13 protein-coding genes are annotated in these 17493 nt (G+C 60.5%); 8 read left to right on the top strand and 5 right to left on the bottom strand.

The window, feature by feature from the left end; translation table 11 throughout:
- Window positions 1-203: 203 nt before the first annotated feature.
- On the bottom strand, window positions 204-5036 hold the full coding sequence (locus tag AC1D19_RS00820) for a dermonecrotic toxin domain-containing protein (RefSeq protein ID WP_477762004.1): 4833 nt from the start codon (window positions 5034-5036) through the stop codon (window positions 204-206).
- A gap of 234 nt (window positions 5037-5270) precedes the next feature.
- Here AC1D19_RS00820 and AC1D19_RS00815 point away from each other — a divergent pair, with 234 nt between their 5' ends.
- A complete protein-coding gene (locus tag AC1D19_RS00815; protein ID WP_477762003.1) occupies window positions 5271-6311 on the top strand; it encodes an Ldh family oxidoreductase in 1041 nt (346 codons plus the stop codon).
- A gap of 85 nt (window positions 6312-6396) precedes the next feature.
- Here AC1D19_RS00815 and AC1D19_RS00810 read toward each other — a convergent pair whose 3' ends face one another.
- Window positions 6397-6714 (bottom strand): ElaB/YgaM/YqjD family protein, encoded by a 318-nt coding sequence (locus tag AC1D19_RS00810; RefSeq protein WP_477754239.1) that lies wholly within the window; start codon window positions 6712-6714, stop codon window positions 6397-6399.
- Between the two features lie 164 nt (window positions 6715-6878).
- Here AC1D19_RS00810 and AC1D19_RS00805 point away from each other — a divergent pair, with 164 nt between their 5' ends.
- Complete coding sequence (locus AC1D19_RS00805) at window positions 6879-7130, top strand: hypothetical protein (protein WP_007983592.1); 252 nt, start codon at window positions 6879-6881, stop codon at window positions 7128-7130.
- 99 nt (window positions 7131-7229) lie between these two features.
- Here AC1D19_RS00805 and AC1D19_RS00800 read toward each other — a convergent pair whose 3' ends face one another.
- Window positions 7230-8138 (bottom strand): LysR family transcriptional regulator, encoded by a 909-nt coding sequence (locus AC1D19_RS00800; protein ID WP_477762002.1) that lies wholly within the window; start codon window positions 8136-8138, stop codon window positions 7230-7232.
- 84 nt (window positions 8139-8222) lie between these two features.
- On the opposite strand from AC1D19_RS00800, the gene AC1D19_RS00795 reads away from it, so the two are divergent.
- The 6 genes from AC1D19_RS00795 to AC1D19_RS00770 all read left to right on the top strand — a co-directional run bounded on the left by AC1D19_RS00795 (window position 8223) and on the right by AC1D19_RS00770 (window position 14989).
- Window positions 8223-9146, top strand: coding sequence for a carbon-nitrogen hydrolase family protein (locus AC1D19_RS00795; RefSeq protein ID WP_477754237.1), 924 nt, complete (start codon window positions 8223-8225; stop codon window positions 9144-9146).
- A gap of 137 nt (window positions 9147-9283) precedes the next feature.
- Window positions 9284-10948 (top strand): AMP-binding protein, encoded by a 1665-nt coding sequence (locus tag AC1D19_RS00790; protein WP_477762001.1) that lies wholly within the window; start codon window positions 9284-9286, stop codon window positions 10946-10948.
- 16 nt (window positions 10949-10964) lie between these two features.
- Window positions 10965-11726: an SDR family NAD(P)-dependent oxidoreductase gene (locus tag AC1D19_RS00785; protein ID WP_477762000.1), complete on the top strand. Its 762-nt coding sequence runs from the start codon at window positions 10965-10967 to the stop codon at window positions 11724-11726.
- 12 nt (window positions 11727-11738) lie between these two features.
- Entirely contained in the window at window positions 11739-12932 is a 1194-nt protein-coding gene (locus AC1D19_RS00780) for an acetyl-CoA C-acyltransferase (RefSeq protein ID WP_477754234.1), read from the top strand.
- 142 nt (window positions 12933-13074) lie between these two features.
- Window positions 13075-14202 carry an acyl-CoA dehydrogenase gene (locus AC1D19_RS00775; protein ID WP_477761999.1) on the top strand — a complete coding sequence of 376 codons (1128 nt, stop codon included), beginning with the start codon at window positions 13075-13077 and terminating at the stop codon, window positions 14200-14202.
- A 13-nt stretch (window positions 14203-14215) separates the two neighbouring features.
- The gene (locus AC1D19_RS00770) at window positions 14216-14989 is read left to right on the top strand and encodes an enoyl-CoA hydratase (RefSeq protein ID WP_057714717.1); all 774 of its coding nucleotides are present in this window, start codon (window positions 14216-14218) and stop codon (window positions 14987-14989) included.
- Between the two features lie 122 nt (window positions 14990-15111).
- Here the strand turns inward: AC1D19_RS00770 and AC1D19_RS00765 are convergent, their stop codons facing one another.
- Together AC1D19_RS00765 and AC1D19_RS00760 are read right to left on the bottom strand one after the other, a co-directional pair.
- Window positions 15112-16263, bottom strand: a complete 1152-nt coding sequence (locus tag AC1D19_RS00765; RefSeq protein ID WP_477761998.1) for an acyl-CoA dehydrogenase family protein — start codon at window positions 16261-16263, stop codon at window positions 15112-15114.
- A 3-nt stretch (window positions 16264-16266) separates the two neighbouring features.
- The gene (locus AC1D19_RS00760) at window positions 16267-17373 is read right to left on the bottom strand and encodes an enoyl-CoA hydratase/isomerase family protein (RefSeq protein ID WP_477761997.1); all 1107 of its coding nucleotides are present in this window, start codon (window positions 17371-17373) and stop codon (window positions 16267-16269) included.
- Between the last annotated feature and the right edge of the window lie 120 nt (window positions 17374-17493).

The following is a 17493-nucleotide window of genomic DNA, read 5'->3' as shown; positions in this document are numbered from 1 at the left end:
TTCGTGCATTCTAACCTTGGGGGGAAGTCTGCGAGAACATCAGTCATGGCATTTAACCATCAATGTGTAGTTTTTTTTCAACGCCTCGCCTCTGGAACACTTGCTGCTTGGGTAGCAGTATCCATAGGACGGGTGAATAAAAGATCAAAATAATTCCCGCTGTGGAGCGCAGACCCGGAGATCTGCGCGTTATTACGTCGGGATCAGGTATCAGTGGTCGAAGTGACCGGCACCGGGTCCAGTTGTCGACCCATTTGGCAGATCAGAAAGGCGATCGAGTCGGCATTGTGCAAAATGACGTCGGTTCGGATCTTCGAATCCTGCCCGTTCAAAAAAGCTTCCCGTGCCTTCTCCATGGTCTTGCTGCCCGTCAGCCGCAGAATGGCCTTGCCGACGTGATAAGAATCCGGAATCGAATCCAGGCTGATCCACGTTTGCAGCCCACTGTTCCAGCGTGCGAACAATTCTTCCTTGGGTGTTTCCATCGACAAGGCTACTCGCTGGAAGTCCATCTGAGACTGTTTCATGTCTGCGCCATAGGCGGTGATCGATGCCACCAGATCGCTGAACGGTCGCCTGGCCTCAAGGTATGCAATGTCCACGGCCCCGGAAAACAAATGAGCGAACTCGTGTATCAGCGTCGCGGCCTGGCTGTGGCCGTCGACGTCGAAGGGTTGTGTCAAACAGGATTTGTACCAGTCGAGTTGTTGATCGAAGAATCTTTCCGTGAAATGCACATTGCGCTGTTGATCCTTGTCCAGGACAAACGCGACGAGGCTGTCCTTCGGGTTCCGGCTTGAACCCACGATAAAACGTTGCGAGTTCATCCAGTCTTCATCGGGATCGACCAGCGCGTTGCAGACGGGAACGATGGCCTGTTTGATTTTGTCGATCAGTGCGTTGTCGACCTGGCCAACATCAAAGAACTGTTTGAGGAAGGTATCAAGCCGTGTGCCCGGGACGAGTTTGCGCAGTTGCACCAGGTTGTGCAGGCTGTTGAACGCGTAATAGCGAGCCACGTCGATGGCCTGCACGATCATGCGGGCTTTTTCGGGATGTTTCGCGCGGATTTCCTCCATCCCCCGGGCCTCGATGTTCAGCACCTGCCTGGCAACATAGGCGTTGGCAAACTGATTGTGCATTTTCGAGAGGGCTTTGCCGAAATGGACGGTGTGGGTGTCCGGGTCGGTCACCAGTTGCTTGTCAGGCGTCGTCAGTAACACGGGGCCTTCTTCTTCGCCTTTGACCATTCGCCAAACCGCTCCGGTCTTGTTCACGCCGTACACCTTGCCGGCAATGGCGGCGAAGGTTTTCCGGCTGGCCGCTTCGAGATAGGTGCCGTCAGTGCGGTTTTTCGTCAGGTTCTTCAGTTCGACGGTGGTTTCGAACGGTTGCAGTCGTGTACGCAACGGTGCTGTCGAACGGACCTGCGACCAGGCTTGCGCAATCACGGGGGTGGCAATCGGTTGAGCGATGGCTTCACCGGTTGCCTGGGCGCTGTCGGCCCATCCTTCAAGCGATAACCGGCCCAACGTCACGATCTGCACCGCACCGGCAATAAAATCCAGCAATGCAGTTTTCCAGTGATGGTCCTGCAGCGCTTCGGCCGAGTTTCGCGCGTCCTTGTAGGCATTCCACAGAAACTGCAGATACGCGAGTTTGCCCGGTAACAGCCCCGAAAAGAGATTGATTCCGGAGCTGAACAGGTGTTTGGCAGCCTCCCAGTCCGACTGGCCTGAAACATGCGACTGGCTGCCGAGCAATCGTGTCAGCAGTTGGGTGTTGTCATGGAAAAAACGGGTGAGTACGTTGCCGCCGATGGGGTTGGACGCAAGCGTCATTTCGCTCAACTGGCCAATGGTGGATTCGAACAGGTTGCGAAACACTGTCTGCTCACTGTCTGGCAGGCGACGTATCAACATTTCCTGCAAGAGTCCCGGCGTGTTGAACGCCGAGACAACGCTGGCCTCATTTTCAAACTCTACAAACGGCGAGCCTCCGGGATGGTAGGGGGCATAGAGAATTTGTGGGCCTGTGTTGCCACCGCCAGGGCCGATCAGGTAAAGGCCCAGCGCTTTGACGGCGGCGGCGCCGGTTGTCTTGATCAGTTCCAGTGGCCGGACAATCGCATGTGCTCCCTGAACAATAGCCCGGGCGATGGCGTCCGGCATGTCCAGTACCTGGCGAAGCAAATCGAAAGCACTACCGGACAGCCGTTGCCGCAGCTTAAGTTCGTGGGCGTGTTGCAGTAGTTGCCAGGGCAGTTGTTTGACGAAACGCAGCATTCGGTTTTCGACGTCAGCTGCTTGATTCGACAAGTTGTCGGTGACCTGTCTGGCGTAGTTTTGCGCGATGTTCAATGACAGCAACAATTGACGGACAGCCGCCTGGTCCAACCCAGCGGGCAGGGCTTGAAGGGTTGCCGAGCTGACTTTGAACCCGGTGCCCTGTGCGATGTTGACATGGTTCAGGGCGAACTCAGTGAGGCCCCTTGCGGGGCCGACCAGGGCCAGGTGGGGGGTGATTTCGATGTTGTCGGGGTCCAGCGTTTTTTCAGGGAAGCGGCTGCCGAGCAATGACGTCAACGTCTCATGCACATACGACCTGAGGGGTTTGATTCCGTGCAAATAGTCTTTGTCCTCATCAACGCTGTTGCGGTATTGCTCCAGCAATTCAAGGTGCTGACGCTGGTCTTCCAGCGGAGCCATTCCAAGCCAGGCGGGCAGGGACTGCTGCCGGCTGATCGCACGGGCAATCGAGGTGGCTCTTTGCAGGTTGGCGTTGAAGGCCGTTGTGCTCAGGGATTTCAGGGCTTTATTCTGCTTCGTTTCGCTCAGATCGAAGGTGCCTACGTGTTCGCAGCGAGCCAGAAAGTGCTCGATTGACGATTGCGCGACCCGCTCCAATACAGATCCTTCAATCAGCCGCAGCGGTCCCAGTGAGTAGCGTTGGTGAAAGACGCGCTGGGTGGGGGTGAGGTTGTCCAGCAGCGCCAGGCGTTGTCGTGGGTCGAGCAGGCGGCGGTTCAGTTCCAGCCGTGCACGACTGATGGTGTCAAAGACTTCCAGGCCCTCGGCGGGTGTCCACAGGATCGTCCGGCCGGAATGCGAGGCGTCGAGCCCGCCACGCTCGGTCAAGAGCAAACAATGGACCAGGGGCAGGACATCGCGCTGAGCGGAGCACTCCAGCGTCAATGAATAGGCATCAGGCCGGAAGCCCTTGAGTGACAGACGGCTCTGCCGGTCTGCCTGATCCGGGTTGAATACCGTTTCGACAATGGCCCGGTCCGCATCCCGCAGTGTCGCGCAGAGCCTGCGCAGACTGGCCTCGCCCCGGATGCCGACGGAAAGCGCATGGGCCAGGCGGGTTTTCATGTTTTCGAGATAAACCCGTTGCAAGGCCCGCGAAGCGACCGGTTGCGCCGAAAAATCTGCGTTGATCAGTGTTTCGATGTCGCTGAAGGTCTTGGCGAAAGCTGCCGCGGTATCCGCCAGCACCGCGGAAGGATGCTGATCGCCGGTTAACACGGGCCGTGTGCTCCAGCGTCCGTCGGTCTCCAGTGTCAGCAGCCGCTCGCTGATCATCGAGCGGATATCCAGCGCCTTGTCGAACAGGGCGTGGATGTTCACGGTACCGTCACTGTGACGGAACACCTGCAGGGCATATTCCATGTTCTGCAGTTGCTTGCTGACGATCGCGTCGAAGAGCTTGTGGAAGATCGCGCCGGAAATCACTTCCCCGGTCACATTCGGCCGGTCAAAACCGATGAAGCGCTGGCGTTCGTCCAGGCTCAGCAGGCCATAGAGCTCGTCCTCGTGCCCGGCCGCGCTGAACTTGCTCAGCACCGTATCGCGCAAGTCCTGATAGTCCTTGAGCACCTGCAGGCCTCGGGTGGGTGTGTAGAGAAACGCATCGCTGGCGCTGACCATCAGTGAGCCGGCCAACTCAACATAGTTGGCCCGGTGCTCCCACAGACACACGGTTTCGACCGTCATTGATTGGTTCGCCCGGCTGGCCGTCGAGATCAACGCATGCAAATCCTGGCTTTGCTCCGGGGTGATGATCCCGGCTTCGCGCTTGAGCAGCAGTTGCACTTGTGCCTGATCGGCGATGGCCCGGCCGAAGAATGCGCGACGCGATGCGCCATCGACACTCGCCGCAGCCCAGAAACCTTCGAGCTGCCTGACCAGCAGGCTGACGAGTTTGCGCGAGATCGTAGTGACGGCGGCTTCCCAGATTGGCTGGTCGGCTTTTGCCGAGGTTTTTTTCGGATGGGAAAATTCATGGGACTGTCCGGACGGCCAACGCTGATGACGATAGTGCAGGAGTATCGCGTCACTCAGGGACAGGGAGTTGACCCAGCGTCGCGTCAGATGGCTTTCTCCAGCGCTTTCTTGCGTTGTCGCCAGGTAGAAATTCACCTGGGTCTGACGCTGGTCCAGACCTGGAAAAGCTGTAGCCAGCTGTTCACTGAGCAATGCTTCGAGCAGCGACGTCAGGGACGGCAGCGCTTTGAGCTCATCGAGCAGGGCCTGGTCATTGATCTGCTGACGGCTGGAGAGGGTGTTGCGCTGGTCCTCGAACACGTCGCCTTCGATGGTTTGAAAGTCCAGCTCGATGGTCACGGCGTCCACTACCGTCCTGCGTTGAGACAGCGCCATGAAGGCCAGCAGATTATCGTCTTCGTCGGCCACTTTGAGTTGTTTCACCAGCTGTTCGGTCATGGCCGAACGGTCAGTGAACTTCTGTATCCCGGCGTACGGGGTGTAGAGAATCACGCCGTTGTCATCGGGTGTCGCGGTCAGCAAAAAACTGCCGGCCAGCGCCAAATGTTCCAGTCCCGGTATTTTCAGCAGGATTTTTTTCGCCAGCATGGGCGGCGTCTGCTCATCGCGCAGGGCCTGGCTGGCCAGTTCGATATGGCTGAACCATTCGAAGTCCTTTTGCGTCAGCCCGTGGGTTTTGCCAAGTTCTCTCCAGAGGCCGGGCGACGACAGTGCCTCGGGGAAAAACAGCGGAGTTAAAGATGCAGGCATCGTCGAGTCTCGTTCAAGGTGCCATTCAAGGGCGCCTGTGGATTGAGTTTCGAGACTAAAAGCCGGCGGGATGATGCAGGCGGTAAATAGATAACGCACGGGCCGTGGGCATTCGTGACACGCATATACCTAATTGACCCTGAGCGAAAGGTTGACAGGTCGCTCGCCGCGCGTTGTTAATCGGCGGGTCTTTGTACGCTGTTGTTCCCTCCAATAATTAGTCTGGAGCTTCAGATGTCTGCGCCACACGATCACACGTCTACTGCGATCTCGTCACACCTGTCATTCGAAGCGCTGAGCGCTTTGCTGGAGAAGATTTTTCTGCGTCACGGCACGTCGGCCGACGTTGCCCGGGTGCTTGCGCAAAACTGCGCCGGTGCCGAGCGCGACGGCGCGCACAGTCACGGGGTATTCCGGATTCCGGGTTATGTTTCGACGCTGCAAAGCGGCTGGGTCAATGGCCAGGCCGTTCCGGTGGTCGAAGATGTGGCTTCAGGGTTTGTGCGGGTCGATGCCGCTAACGGTTTTGCGCAACCGGCCCTGGCGGCTGCACGTGGACTACTGGTGCAAAAGGCCCGAAGTGCCGGCATTGCGGTGCTGGCAATCCGTAACTCGCACCATTTCGCTGCCTTGTGGCCGGATGTCGAGCCCTTCGCCGATGAAGGCCTCGTGGCCTTGAGCGTGGTCAACAGCATGACCTGCGTGGTGCCCCACGGCGCCGACCGGCCGCTGTTCGGCACCAACCCGATTGCCTTCGCTGCGCCGCGGGCCGATGGCGCACCGATTGTCTTCGACCTGGCCACCAGTGCCATTGCCCATGGCGATGTGCAAATTGCCGCACGCGAGGGCGAACGCTTGCCGGCAGGGATGGGCGTGGACAGCCTCGGCCAGCCGACCACAGACCCGAAAGCGATTCTTGAGGGCGGTGCGTTGCTGCCTTTTGGCGGGCACAAGGGCTCGGCATTGTCGATGATGGTCGAGTTGCTCGCGGCGGCACTGACCGGCGGCAATTTTTCCTTCGAATTCGACTGGAAGAACCATCCCGGCGCCAAGACGCCCTGGACTGGCCAATTGCTTATCGTGATCGACCCGGGCAAAGCGGTGGGGCAAAGCTTTGCCGAGCGCAGCCAGGAACTGGTGCGGCAAATGCACGGCGTCGGTTTGAAGCGTTTGCCCGGTGACCGGCGTCACCATCAACGCGCCAAATCACAGGTCAATGGCATTGAGCTGGATGCGCAGACGCTGGCGAACTTGCGGGAGCTGGCAAGGGAGTGATCCGAGGTAATGGCAAATAATGTCTAATTAACGCAACCCCTGTGGGAGCAAGCCCGCTCCCACAGGGTTCAGTGTTTGCCCGTGCTTAGCGACGGCCCAGCAACAACCCCACCACCAGTCCAAACCCGGCAGAAATCGCCACGGTTTGCCATGGATGCCCGCCGATATAGGTTTCAGTGGCCTCGACCGCGGGCAGGGTCCGGTCGCGTACGCTGCTTACCGAATCCCTGGCCTGCTGGAGTTTCAGGGCGATTTGTCCGCGAAGGGTCTCCGCTTCTTCCCCGACCAGCGAGGCGCTGCTTTTCAGCAGCTTTTCCGACTCTTCGATCAGCGATTGAAGCTCGCTGAACGCTTGATCCTTGATTTGATCTTCGGCGGCTTGCGCGGCGGTTTTGCGGGCCATTGAAGTACTCCTTGCAGGTAAGTGGATAGTGAACAATGGAGTCAGTCGCCGTCGGAAAAGTTGCAGCTATTTTGCCCGGAGAGGCCATCTTGCTGAAAAACCGGCGCAGGACATTTCGTCCTACAGTGTAAGATGTCGCCTATTTTACGCAGCAGGAAACTCCCATGAGCTTCAATCTGGCCGACAAACCCCTCGCCGAGCGCGCTGCGCTTGAAGACGAGAAATCCCGTCTGTTCGAACTCTGGCAAAACAACCTGGGCAAAGCCAAGGGCGAGGCCGCACGGTTGTTCGGCGAACGGGCCAAACGCAAAGGCAAATGGGCCGAATGGGTACGCGCCGAACTGGACGGCATGTCGCCTCCGGAATTCGCCAACATGGTGCGCAGTGAAGTCAATCGCTTGATGGCGGCCAAGTAGGAGCTGCCGAAGGCTGCGATCTGTTGATCTTGAGCTTGATCTTGTTGCGCAGCAGTCGCCGAAAAGAAAACATCAAAAGATCGCAGTCTGCCGCAGCTCCTACGAGAAACTCGCGACAATCGCCTCGCGCACTTTCAACACCACCGGGTCGAGCTGGGTACTGGTGCGCCAGCCCAGCTCGATCGGGTAACGCGGCAACGCCAAAGGGCAGGGCAGCAACGCCAGTCCGCTGAGCGTTGCGATGCTTTGGGCGGCATGGGCCGGAATGGTCGCCACGGCCTGGCTGCCTTTGAGCAAATGCGGCAACGCGGCAAAGTGCGTGGTCGAGGCGCACACCCGTCGACTGAGCCCCAGCGCCGCCAATCCTTCATCGGTAATCCCGATAAAACCGCCGGACGACACCAGAATGTGTTCGCGGGCCACAAACTCCTCAAGGCTAATGCTCTGCTGATTCTCGACCAGGCTCGACGGGTCCACCAGGCACAGATAGCCACCTTCCCCCAGCACCTGACGGCTGAGCAGCCGCTCGGCAAACCCGCCCGCGGTAATCGCCAGGTCAATGCTGCGCTCCATCAACGCCTGGGCGACGATCTGGCTGTGGGTCTGACGGAAAATCAGGCGCAATTTCGGCGCGCTGCGGGCAACTTCTTCGATCAGCCGCCGGCCGTAGGCAATCTCGAAATCATCTGACATTCCCACGGTGACCGAGCGACCTTCGTACTGTTGCGCGGCCGGATCGACCATCGCCAGGCTCTGCCGGCATTTGTTCAGGGCATCGCTGACCACCGGTTTGAGCTGATTGGCCTTGAGCGAGGGGGCCAGGCCGCGTCCGGTGCGCACGAACAGTTGATCGGCATACACCTCGCGCAACCGACGCAAGGCTGCGCTGACTGCCGATTGCGTCACGCCCAGGCGCAAGGCGGCACGGCTGGCGCTGGACTCCTCGTGCAGCGCTTCGAAGACTTTGAGCAGGTTGAGGTCGACGTCGGTGATATTCATTTGGCTCATATCATTCAGCAGTGAATCGGTCTTTATTGATGATCATGTGAGGCCGGAGAATGAGCAACCCCTGATGCGAATGGAGTTTGCGAGATGCCCAAATCAATCGTTGCAGCCCTGCAAATCGGCGCCATGCCCGGTGGCAAGGCCGACACCCTGGAACAGATCCTGTCCTATGAAAACGCGATCATCGAATCCGGTGCCGGGTTGGTGGTGATGCCCGAAGCGCTGCTGGGTGGTTATCCCAAAGGCGAGGGCTTTGGCACGCAATTGGGCTATCGCCTGCCGGAAGGTCGCGAAGCCTTTGCCCGCTATTTTGCCAATGCCATCGACGTACCCGGCGCGGAAACCGAGGCGCTGGCGGCGCTGTCCGCGCGCACCGGGGCCAATCTGGTGATCGGCGTGATCGAGCGTGCGGGCAGCACGTTGTACTGCACCGCGCTGTACCTCGATCCGCAGGCCGGGCTGGTGGCCAAACACCGCAAACTGATGCCCACCGGCACCGAACGGCTGATCTGGGGCAAGGGCGATGGCTCGACCTTGCCGGTGATCGACAGCCAGGTCGGGCGCGTCGGTGCGCTGGTGTGCTGGGAAAACATGATGCCGCTGCTGCGCACGGCGATGTACGCCAAGGGCGTGGAGGTGTGGGGCGCGCCGACCGTGGACGAACGGGAGATGTGGCAGGTCAGCATGCGCCACATTGCCCATGAGGGACGCTGTTTCGTGGTCAGTGCCTGTCAGGTCCAGGCATCGCCGCAGGCCCTGGGCCTGGACATCGCCAACTGGCCGGCGGATCGGCCGTTGATCGCCGGCGGCAGCGTGATCGTCGGTCCCATGGGCGACATCCTCGCCGGACCGTTGCGTGATAGCGCCGGTCTGCTCACTGCACAAATCGACACCGACGACCTGGTACGCGCCCGTTATGACTTTGACGTGGTTGGCCACTACGCCCGACCGGATGTGTTCGAACTGACCGTGGACGAGCGCGCCAAACCCGGAGTGCGCTTCATCGCTTGATGCCCTGCGGGCTTTGGCCAAAGCAGTCAGACAACTTGATAGCTTTGACCATTGCCCGCCACCCCGCGCAGAGCGAGTATTTCCCTGTTGATTACGGTTCCCCCCCAACCTAATAAAAACACAGAGGGATTCTGGCAATGCGCGATTACTTGTCTGCTACTTCTCAGTTCAATTATCAGCACACCGTCGATGCCGCACTCGCAGGTGATCTGGCGGCCCTCAACGCCTGTGTCGAATGCTGTGACCGGCACGCCTTGCCGGGTCGCATCGCGCTGTTCTGGGAAGGACGCGACGGCACCGGTGCGACGTACACCTTCACCGACTTGCAGGACAAGGCCGCGCGTTTCGCCAACTACCTGCTGGCCCAGGGCGTGAAGAAAGGCGACAAGGTCGCCGGCCTGTTGCCACGCAATATCGAATTGTTGATCACCGTGTTCGCCGCCTGGCGCATCGGCGCGGTGTATCAACCGCTGTTTACCGCGTTCGGCCCCAAGGCCATCGAACACCGCCTGGGCTGCTCTGGCGCCAAGGTGGTGGTGACCGATGCGGTGAACCGGCCAAAACTCGCCGAAGTCGCCGATTGCCCGACCATCGTTACCGTCACCGGCGCCAAAGGGCAGGGCCTGGTGCGTGGCGATTTCAGTTTCTGGGCCGAACTGGCCAATTATTCCGCCGACTGTGAACCGGTGCTGCTGACCGGCGAAGATCCGTTCCTGCTGATGTTCACCTCCGGCACCACCGGCCCGTCGAAAGCGCTGTCGGTGCCCCTCAAAGCCATCGTTGCGTTCCAGAGCTACACCCGCGATGCGGTGGATCTGCGCCCGGAAGACGCGTTCTGGAACGTCGCCGATCCGGGTTGGGCCTACGGCATTTATTTCGGTGTCACAGGGCCAATGTCCATGGGTCATCCGATTACTTTTTACGATGGCCCGTTCACCCTCGAAAGCACCTGCCGGGTGATCAACAAATACGGGATTACCAACCTCACCGGTTCGCCGACGGCCTACCGTTTGCTGATTGCCGGCGGCGAAGAATTCGCCAGATCGATCAAGGGCAAGCTGCGTATCGTCAGCAGCGCCGGCGAGCCGCTGAACCCGGAAGTGATCCGCTGGTTCGCCGACAACCTCGGCGTGGTCATCCACGACCATTACGGCCAGACCGAACTGGGCATGGTGCTGTGCAACCACCACGGCCTGGAACATCCGATTCACATGGGCGCCGCCGGATTTGCCTCGCCGGGCCACCGTATCGTAGTGCTGGATGACGAATACCAGGAACTCGGCGTTGGCCAGCCGGGCATCCTCGCCATCGACCGCAGCCAATCGCCGATGTGCTGGTTCGCCGGCTACGAAGGCGCGCCGACCAAGGCTTTCGTCGGCGACTACTACCTGAGTGGCGATACCGTGGAGTGGAACCCGGACGGCAGCATCAGCTTCGTCGGTCGCAGCGATGACGTGATCACCACCTCCGGCTACCGGGTCGGTCCGTTCGACGTGGAAAGTGCACTGATCGAACACCCGGCCGTGGTCGAGGCCGCCGTGGTCGGCAAGCCCGATCCGGAGCGCACCGAACTGGTCAAGGCGTTTGTCGTGCTCAGCCCGCAATACCGCGCCGCCCCCGAGCTGGCTGAAGAGCTGCGCCAGCACGTGCGCAAGCGTCTGGCGGCGCACTCGTACCCCCGTGAAATCGAATTTGTCAGCGAGTTGCCAAAAACCCCAAGCGGCAAATTGCAGCGCTTTATCTTGCGCAACCAGGAAATCGCCAAGGCTCAAGAGGCCGCGGCGAAGAACCTTCCAGCTTGAATCCAGGGAAACAATGATGCAGATCGAGAACAAGATTTTTATCGTCACCGGTGGCGCTTCCGGCCTCGGTGCAGCGACGGCCGAGGTGCTGGTCGCCGCTGGCGCGAAAGTGATGCTGGTGGACATGAACGCCGAGGCCGTTGCAGCCCAGGCCCAGCGCCTTGGCGCGCACAGCGTGGTGGCGGACATCAGCGACGAAGCGGCGGCCGAAGCTGCGGTGCGGGCGACGGTCAAGGCCTTTGGCGGCCTTAATGGCCTGGTCAATTGCGCCGGCATCGTGCGTGGCGAGAAGATTCTCGGCAAGAACGGTCCACACGCACTGGCCAGTTTCAGCCAGGTGATCAACGTCAACCTGATCGGCAGCTTCAACATGCTGCGCCTGGCGGCAGCGGCGATTGCCGAGACCGAAGCGGATGCCGACGGCGAGCGCGGCGTGATCATCAACACCGCGTCTGCTGCGGCCTATGACGGTCAGATCGGTCAGGCGGCTTACTCGGCGTCCAAGGGCGCGATTGTCAGTCTGACCTTGCCGGCGGCCCGTGAGCTGGCGCGTTTTGGCATCCGTGTCATGACGATCGCCCCCGGCATCTTCGAGACACCGATGATGGCCGGCATGACCCAGGAAGTCCGCGATTCCCTGGCCGCTGGCGTGCCGTTCCCGCCACGCCTGGGCAAACCGGGCGAGTATGCCGGGCTGGTCAAGCATATTATTGAAAACAGCATGCTCAACGGCGAGGTGATCCGTCTCGACGGTGCCTTGCGCATGGCCGCCAAGTAAGGAGGATTTGTCATGACTATTTCCAACGATCCGATTGTAATCGTCAGCGCCGTCCGTACCCCGATGGGCGGTTTCCAGGGCGAACTGAAAAGCCTGACCGCGCCGCAACTCGGCGCGGCGGCCATCAAGGCAGCGGTGGAACGCGCTGGCGTTGCCAGCGATTCCGTCGACGAAGTGTTGTTCGGCTGCGTGCTGCCGGCAGGCCTTGGCCAGGCCCCTGCGCGTCAGGCGGCGCTGGGCGCGGGGCTGGATAAATCGACCCGCTGCACCACCCTGAACAAGATGTGCGGTTCCGGCATGGAAGCGGCGATTCTGGCCCATGACATGCTGGTGGCGGGCAGTGCCGACGTCGTGGTCGCCGGTGGCATGGAAAGCATGTCCAACGCGCCTTACCTGCTGGACCGTGCCCGTGCCGGCTACCGCATGGGCCATGGCCGGGTGCAGGACTCGATGTTCCTGGACGGCCTCGAAGACGCCTACGACAAGGGCCGCCTGATGGGCACCTTCGCCGAAGACTGCGCCGAAACCAACAGCTTCAGCCGCGAAGCCCAGGACGCCTTTGCCATCGCCTCGACCACCCGCGCGCAACAGGCGATCAAGGACGGCAGCTTCAAGGCCGAAATCGTCCCGCTGACCGTGACGGTGGGCAAAGAGCAGGTTGTGATCAGCAATGACGAGCAGCCGCCAAAAGCCAGGCTGGACAAGATCGCTTCGTTGAAACCGGCGTTCCGCGAAGGCGGCACGGTGACCGCGGCCAACTCCAGTTCGATCTCCGACGGTGCCGCCGCATTGGTGCTGATGCGCCAGTCGCAGGCACAGAAACAAGGGCTGAAACCGTTGGCGGTGATTCATGGTCACGCGGCGTTTGCCGACACCCCGGGTCTGTTTCCAGTGGCGCCAATCGGTGCGATCAAGAAATTGATGAAAAAAACCGGCTGGTCGCTCAATGACGTCGATCTGGTGGAAGTCAACGAAGCCTTCGCCGTGGTTGGCATGGCCGCGATGACTCATCTGGAAATCCCCCACGAGAAACTCAACGTGCACGGGGGTGCTTGCGCCCTGGGCCACCCGATCGGGGCTTCCGGTGCGCGGATTCTCGTGACCTTGCTTTCGGCCCTGCGCCAGAAAGGCTTGAAGCGTGGCGTTGCAGCGATTTGTATCGGCGGCGGTGAAGCGACGGCCATGGCCGTGGAATGCCTCTATTAAGGCCAGCGCCCCCCTGTAGGAGCGAGCTTGCTCGCGAAGGGCCTGAGAGCGCCGCATTCATCCAGGCAGCCCTCGTCATCGTTGACGTCCTTCGCGAGCAAGCTCGCTCCTACAGGGGGGCAATTAACTTCAAGGATTCACCATGATCCCCAATGACGACCAACAACAAATCCGCGACATGGCCCGGGACTTTGCCCAGGAACGGCTGAAACCATTCGCCGCCGAGTGGGACCGCGAGCATCGCTTTCCCAAGGAAGCCATCGGCGAGATGGCCGGGCTGGGCTTCTTCGGCATGCTGGTGCCGGAGCAGTGGGGCGGATGCGACACCGGTTACCTGGCCTACGCCATGGCCCTGGAAGAAATTGCCGCCGGCGATGGCGCCTGTTCGACGATCATGAGCGTGCACAACTCCGTGGGTTGTGTGCCGATCCTCAACTACGGCACGGATGAGCAGAAAGAGCGCTTCCTCAAACCACTGGCCAGCGGTGCGATGCTCGGTGCTTTTGCCTTGACCGAACCCCAGGCCGGTTCCGACGCCAGCGGCCTGAAAACCCGTGCGCGCCTGGAAGGCGATCATTACGTGCTCAACGGTTGCAAGCAATTCATCACCTCCGGGCAAAATGCCGGTGTGGTGATCGTGTTTGCGGTGACCGATCCGAGTGCCGGCAAACGCGGCATCAGCGCGTTTATCGTGCCGACCGATTCGCCGGGCTACACCGTTGCGCGGGTCGAGGACAAGCTCGGTCAGCATGCGTCCGACACCTGCCAGATTCTCTTCGAGAACGTGAAGGTGCCGGTGGCCAACCGTTTGGGCGAGGAGGGCGAAGGCTACAGGATTGCCCTGGCCAACCTTGAAGGCGGTCGCGTCGGCATCGCTTCGCAATCGGTGGGCATGGCCCGCGCCGCGTTCGAAGCGGCTCGCGACTACGCCCGTGAGCGCCAGAGTTTCGGCAAGCCGATCATCGAACACCAGGCCGTGGCCTTCCGCCTGGCGGACATGGCGACCCAGATCGCCGTGGCGCGGCAAATGGTGCACTACGCCGCGGCCCTGCGTGACAGTGGCAAACCGGCTTTGGTCGAGGCTTCGATGGCCAAGTTGTTCGCCTCGGAAATGGCCGAGAAGGTATGCTCCTCGGCGCTGCAAACCCTCGGCGGTTATGGTTACCTCAACGACTTCCCGCTGGAACGGATCTACCGCGACGTGCGGGTCTGCCAGATCTACGAAGGCACCAGCGATATTCAGCGCATGGTCATTTCGCGCAATCTATAAGAAGGAGTCCCCTGTGAGCTATGAAACGATTTTGCTGGAAACCCACGGCCGCGTTGGCCTGATCACTCTCAACCGTCCACAAGCGTTGAACGCGTTGAATGCGCAGATCGTCAGCGAACTGAATCAGGCTCTCGATGGCTTCGAGGCTGACTCGAACATCGGCTGCATCGTCCTGACCGGTTCGAAAAAAGCCTTCGCCGCCGGTGCTGATATCAAGGAAATGGCCGAGCTGACCTATCCGCAGATTTACATCGACGACCTGTTCAGCGACAGCGACCGTGTGGCCAACCGCCGCAAGCCGATCATTGCGGCGGTCAATGGTTTTGCTTTGGGCGGTGGCTGCGAACTGGCGTTGATGTGCGACTTCATCCTGGCCGGCGACAACGCCAGATTCGGTCAGCCGGAAATCAACCTCGGCGTGCTGCCGGGGATGGGTGGCACCCAGCGCCTGACCCGCGCCGTGGGCAAGGCCAAGGCCATGGAGATGTGCCTGAGCGGGCGCCTGATCGATGCCGTGGAAGCGGAGCGTTGCGGCATCGTGGCGCGGATCGTGCCGAGCGATGAGTTGCTGGATGAAGCGCTGAAAGTCGCGGCGTTGATCGCCAAAAAGTCGTTGCCGATTGCGATGATGGTCAAGGAAAGCGTCAACCGTGCCTTTGAAGTGAGCCTGGCCGAAGGCGTGCGCTTTGAGCGTCGGGTGTTCCATGCGGCGTTTGCCACGCAGGATCAGAAGGAAGGGATGGCGGCGTTCATTGCCAAGCGGGAAGCCGAGTTCCAAGGCAAGTAAATTAGCGGTCTGACTGACGCTTTCGCTGGCAAGCCAGCTCCTACAGGTTTTGGGTGTACACGACATTTGTGAACGACCGAACCCACTGTAGGAGCTGGCTTGCCAGCGAAGCGTTTAGAGCTTCACACCAGGTAGTTCTTCAGTTCGCGGGCAATCACCATCCGCTGAATCTCGCTCGACCCTTCGTAGATCTGCGTGATCCGCGCATCCCGGTAGTATTTTTCCACCGGATAATCTTCCAGGTAGCCATAGCCGCCATGAATCTGAATGGCGGACGAGCACACCTTCTCGGCCATTTCCGACGCAAACAGCTTGGCTTGTGACGCCTCCGACAGACAGGGTTTGCCGGCCGTGCGCAGGCGCGCGGCGTGCAGGATCAGCAACCGCGCGGCGTTCAACTGCATGTGCATGTCGGCCAGCAAATTGGCGATGCTCTGGTGTTCATTGATCGTCTTGCCAAACTGCACCCGATCACGGGAGTAGGCCAGCGCCGCTTCGAACGCCGCGCGAGCAATGCCGAGTGCTTGAGCTGCGATGCCGATTCGCCCGCCTTCGAGGTTGGACAAGGCGATGGCCAGACCCTTGCCGCGTTCTCCCAGCAAATTGGCCTCGGGGATGGTGCAGTCGTTCAGAGTGACCGCGCAGGTGTCGGAAGCGCGGATGCCCATCTTGTGTTCGGTGCGATCGACGATAAAACCAGCGGTATCGGTCGGTACCAGGAACGCCGAGATGCCACGCTTGCCCAAATCCGGATCGGTCACGGCAAACACAATCGCCAGCTTGGCCCGCTTGCCGTTGCTGACGAATTGCTTGGCGCCGTTGATCACCCACTGACCGTCGCGCAGTTCGGCGCGGGTGCGCAGGTTGTGTGCCTCGGAACCGGCCTGGGGTTCGGTCAGGCAGAAGCAGCCGATGACCTTGCCGCTGGACAGGTCCGCCAGCCAGGTCTGTTTCTGTTCTTCGCTGCCGTAGTTGAGCACCGGCCCGCAGCCCACGGAGTTGTGGATGCTCATGAAAGCGCCAGTCGCACCATCGCCGGCGGAGATTTCTTCCACGGCCAGGGCGTAGGCGACGTAATCGACATAGGTGCCGCCCCATTCCTCGGGGACCACCATGCCCAACAGGCCCAGTTCGCCCATCTTCGCCACCAGACCGTCATCGATCCAGCCGGCCTTTTCCCAGGCCTGGGCATGGGGCGCGATTTCGCCACGGGCAAAATCCCGGGCCATGTCGCGGATCATGACTTGCTCTTCGCTCAATTCGATATCGTGCATGGCTCAGCTCCCGCTCTGGTCAAACCCGCTGAAGAAGCTCGCCACGTGTTCGGCGTCCAGCGCCTCGAGGGTGGGCGGGTTCCAGCGGGGTGTCTTGTCTTTGTCGATCAGCAAGGCGCGCACGCCTTCGATCAGGTCGCCGCGCTCGAACCACTGGCGGTCCAGATGCAGTTCAAGGGCGAAACATTGTTCAAGTGGCAGCTCGCGTCCGCGACGGAGCATTTCCAGAGTCACGGCCATGGCCAGCGGCGAGCGGGTTTCCAGCAGGTTGGCGGTGGTGACCGCCCACTCATGGCTGTCGGCGACCGTTACCTGACGCAGTTGCTTCACAATACTCGGCACATCGGGTTGGGCGAAGAAGTGGTCGATGGCCGGGCGCAAGGTCGCCAGTGGCGCATCTGGCAGTTGCTGCACGGCGAGTGTTGCCAACAGGCCTTGCAGGTCCTTGAGCGGCGTGTCGTGCCATTCGAGCTGGTCGAGTTTTTCGTCCAGGGCGCCCAGTTTTTCGCTTTCCAGGTACCAGTCCGCCAGCCCGCAATACAGCGCATCGGCGGCGCGAATTTGTACCCCGGTGACGCCGAGGTAAATCCCCAGTTCGCCGGGAATGCGCGGCAGGAAGTAACTGCCGCCGACGTCCGGGAAGTAGCCGATGCCGACTTCCGGCATCGCCAGGCGGCTTTTTCCGGTGACCACGCGCAAGTCTGCGCCTTGCACCAGACCCATGCCGCCGCCGAGGACAAAACCGTCCATCAGGGCCAGCACCGGTTTGCGGTAGTGGTGGATCGCGAGGTCGAGGGCGTATTCCTCGACGAAGAAATCTTCGTGCAGGGTGTCGCCGCTTTTGAAGCTGTCATGCAGCGAGCGAATGTCGCCGCCGGCACAGAAGGCTTTTTCCCCGGCACCACGCAAGACCACGGCATGCACTTGCGAGTCCTGGGCCCAGGCGTCGAGCTGGCGGTGCAGGTTGCGCACCATGTCCAGGGTGAGGGCATTGAGGCCGGCGGGGCGGTTGAGGGTCAGATGACCAATGTGGTTGCGCACTTCGGCCAGCACATCGTTGTGCATGGCATCCATGAACTGCGTCCCCTTCGATGAAACCTGAGCAGTCATCACTAACTCCCTGCTTTTATTGTCTTTATCGAGATGCTCGCGCGCGAGCGATGACGGATCGTATCAGTGCAAATTTGCCTTGTACAACCCGGATAAGTGCAGGTTATCTGTGCATTTTTG

The sequence above is a fragment of the Pseudomonas sp. P1_C12 genome (assembly GCF_056406435.1).
The sequence above is the reverse complement of the archived record's forward strand: the minus strand, read 5'-3'. Positions and strand labels throughout refer to the sequence as shown.

Bases quoted from the DNA above. Each gene is read 5' to 3' on its own strand.
- AC1D19_RS00820 (WP_477762004.1), bottom strand. From the start codon at position 5,036: ATGCCTGCATCTTTAACTCCGCTGTTTTTCCCCGAGGCACTGTCGTCG.
- AC1D19_RS00815 (WP_477762003.1), top strand. From the start codon at position 5,271: ATGTCTGCGCCACACGATCACACGTCTACTGCGATCTCGTCACACCTG.
- AC1D19_RS00810 (WP_477754239.1), bottom strand. From the start codon at position 6,714: ATGGCCCGCAAAACCGCCGCGCAAGCCGCCGAAGATCAAATCAAGGAT.
- AC1D19_RS00805 (WP_007983592.1), top strand. From the start codon at position 6,879: ATGAGCTTCAATCTGGCCGACAAACCCCTCGCCGAGCGCGCTGCGCTT.
- AC1D19_RS00800 (WP_477762002.1), bottom strand. From the start codon at position 8,138: ATGAGCCAAATGAATATCACCGACGTCGACCTCAACCTGCTCAAAGTC.
- AC1D19_RS00795 (WP_477754237.1), top strand. From the start codon at position 8,223: ATGCCCAAATCAATCGTTGCAGCCCTGCAAATCGGCGCCATGCCCGGT.
- AC1D19_RS00790 (WP_477762001.1), top strand. From the start codon at position 9,284: ATGCGCGATTACTTGTCTGCTACTTCTCAGTTCAATTATCAGCACACC.
- AC1D19_RS00785 (WP_477762000.1), top strand. From the start codon at position 10,965: ATGCAGATCGAGAACAAGATTTTTATCGTCACCGGTGGCGCTTCCGGC.
- AC1D19_RS00780 (WP_477754234.1), top strand. From the start codon at position 11,739: ATGACTATTTCCAACGATCCGATTGTAATCGTCAGCGCCGTCCGTACC.
- AC1D19_RS00775 (WP_477761999.1), top strand. From the start codon at position 13,075: ATGATCCCCAATGACGACCAACAACAAATCCGCGACATGGCCCGGGAC.
- AC1D19_RS00765 (WP_477761998.1), bottom strand. From the start codon at position 16,263: ATGCACGATATCGAATTGAGCGAAGAGCAAGTCATGATCCGCGACATG.
- AC1D19_RS00760 (WP_477761997.1), bottom strand. From the start codon at position 17,373: ATGACTGCTCAGGTTTCATCGAAGGGGACGCAGTTCATGGATGCCATG.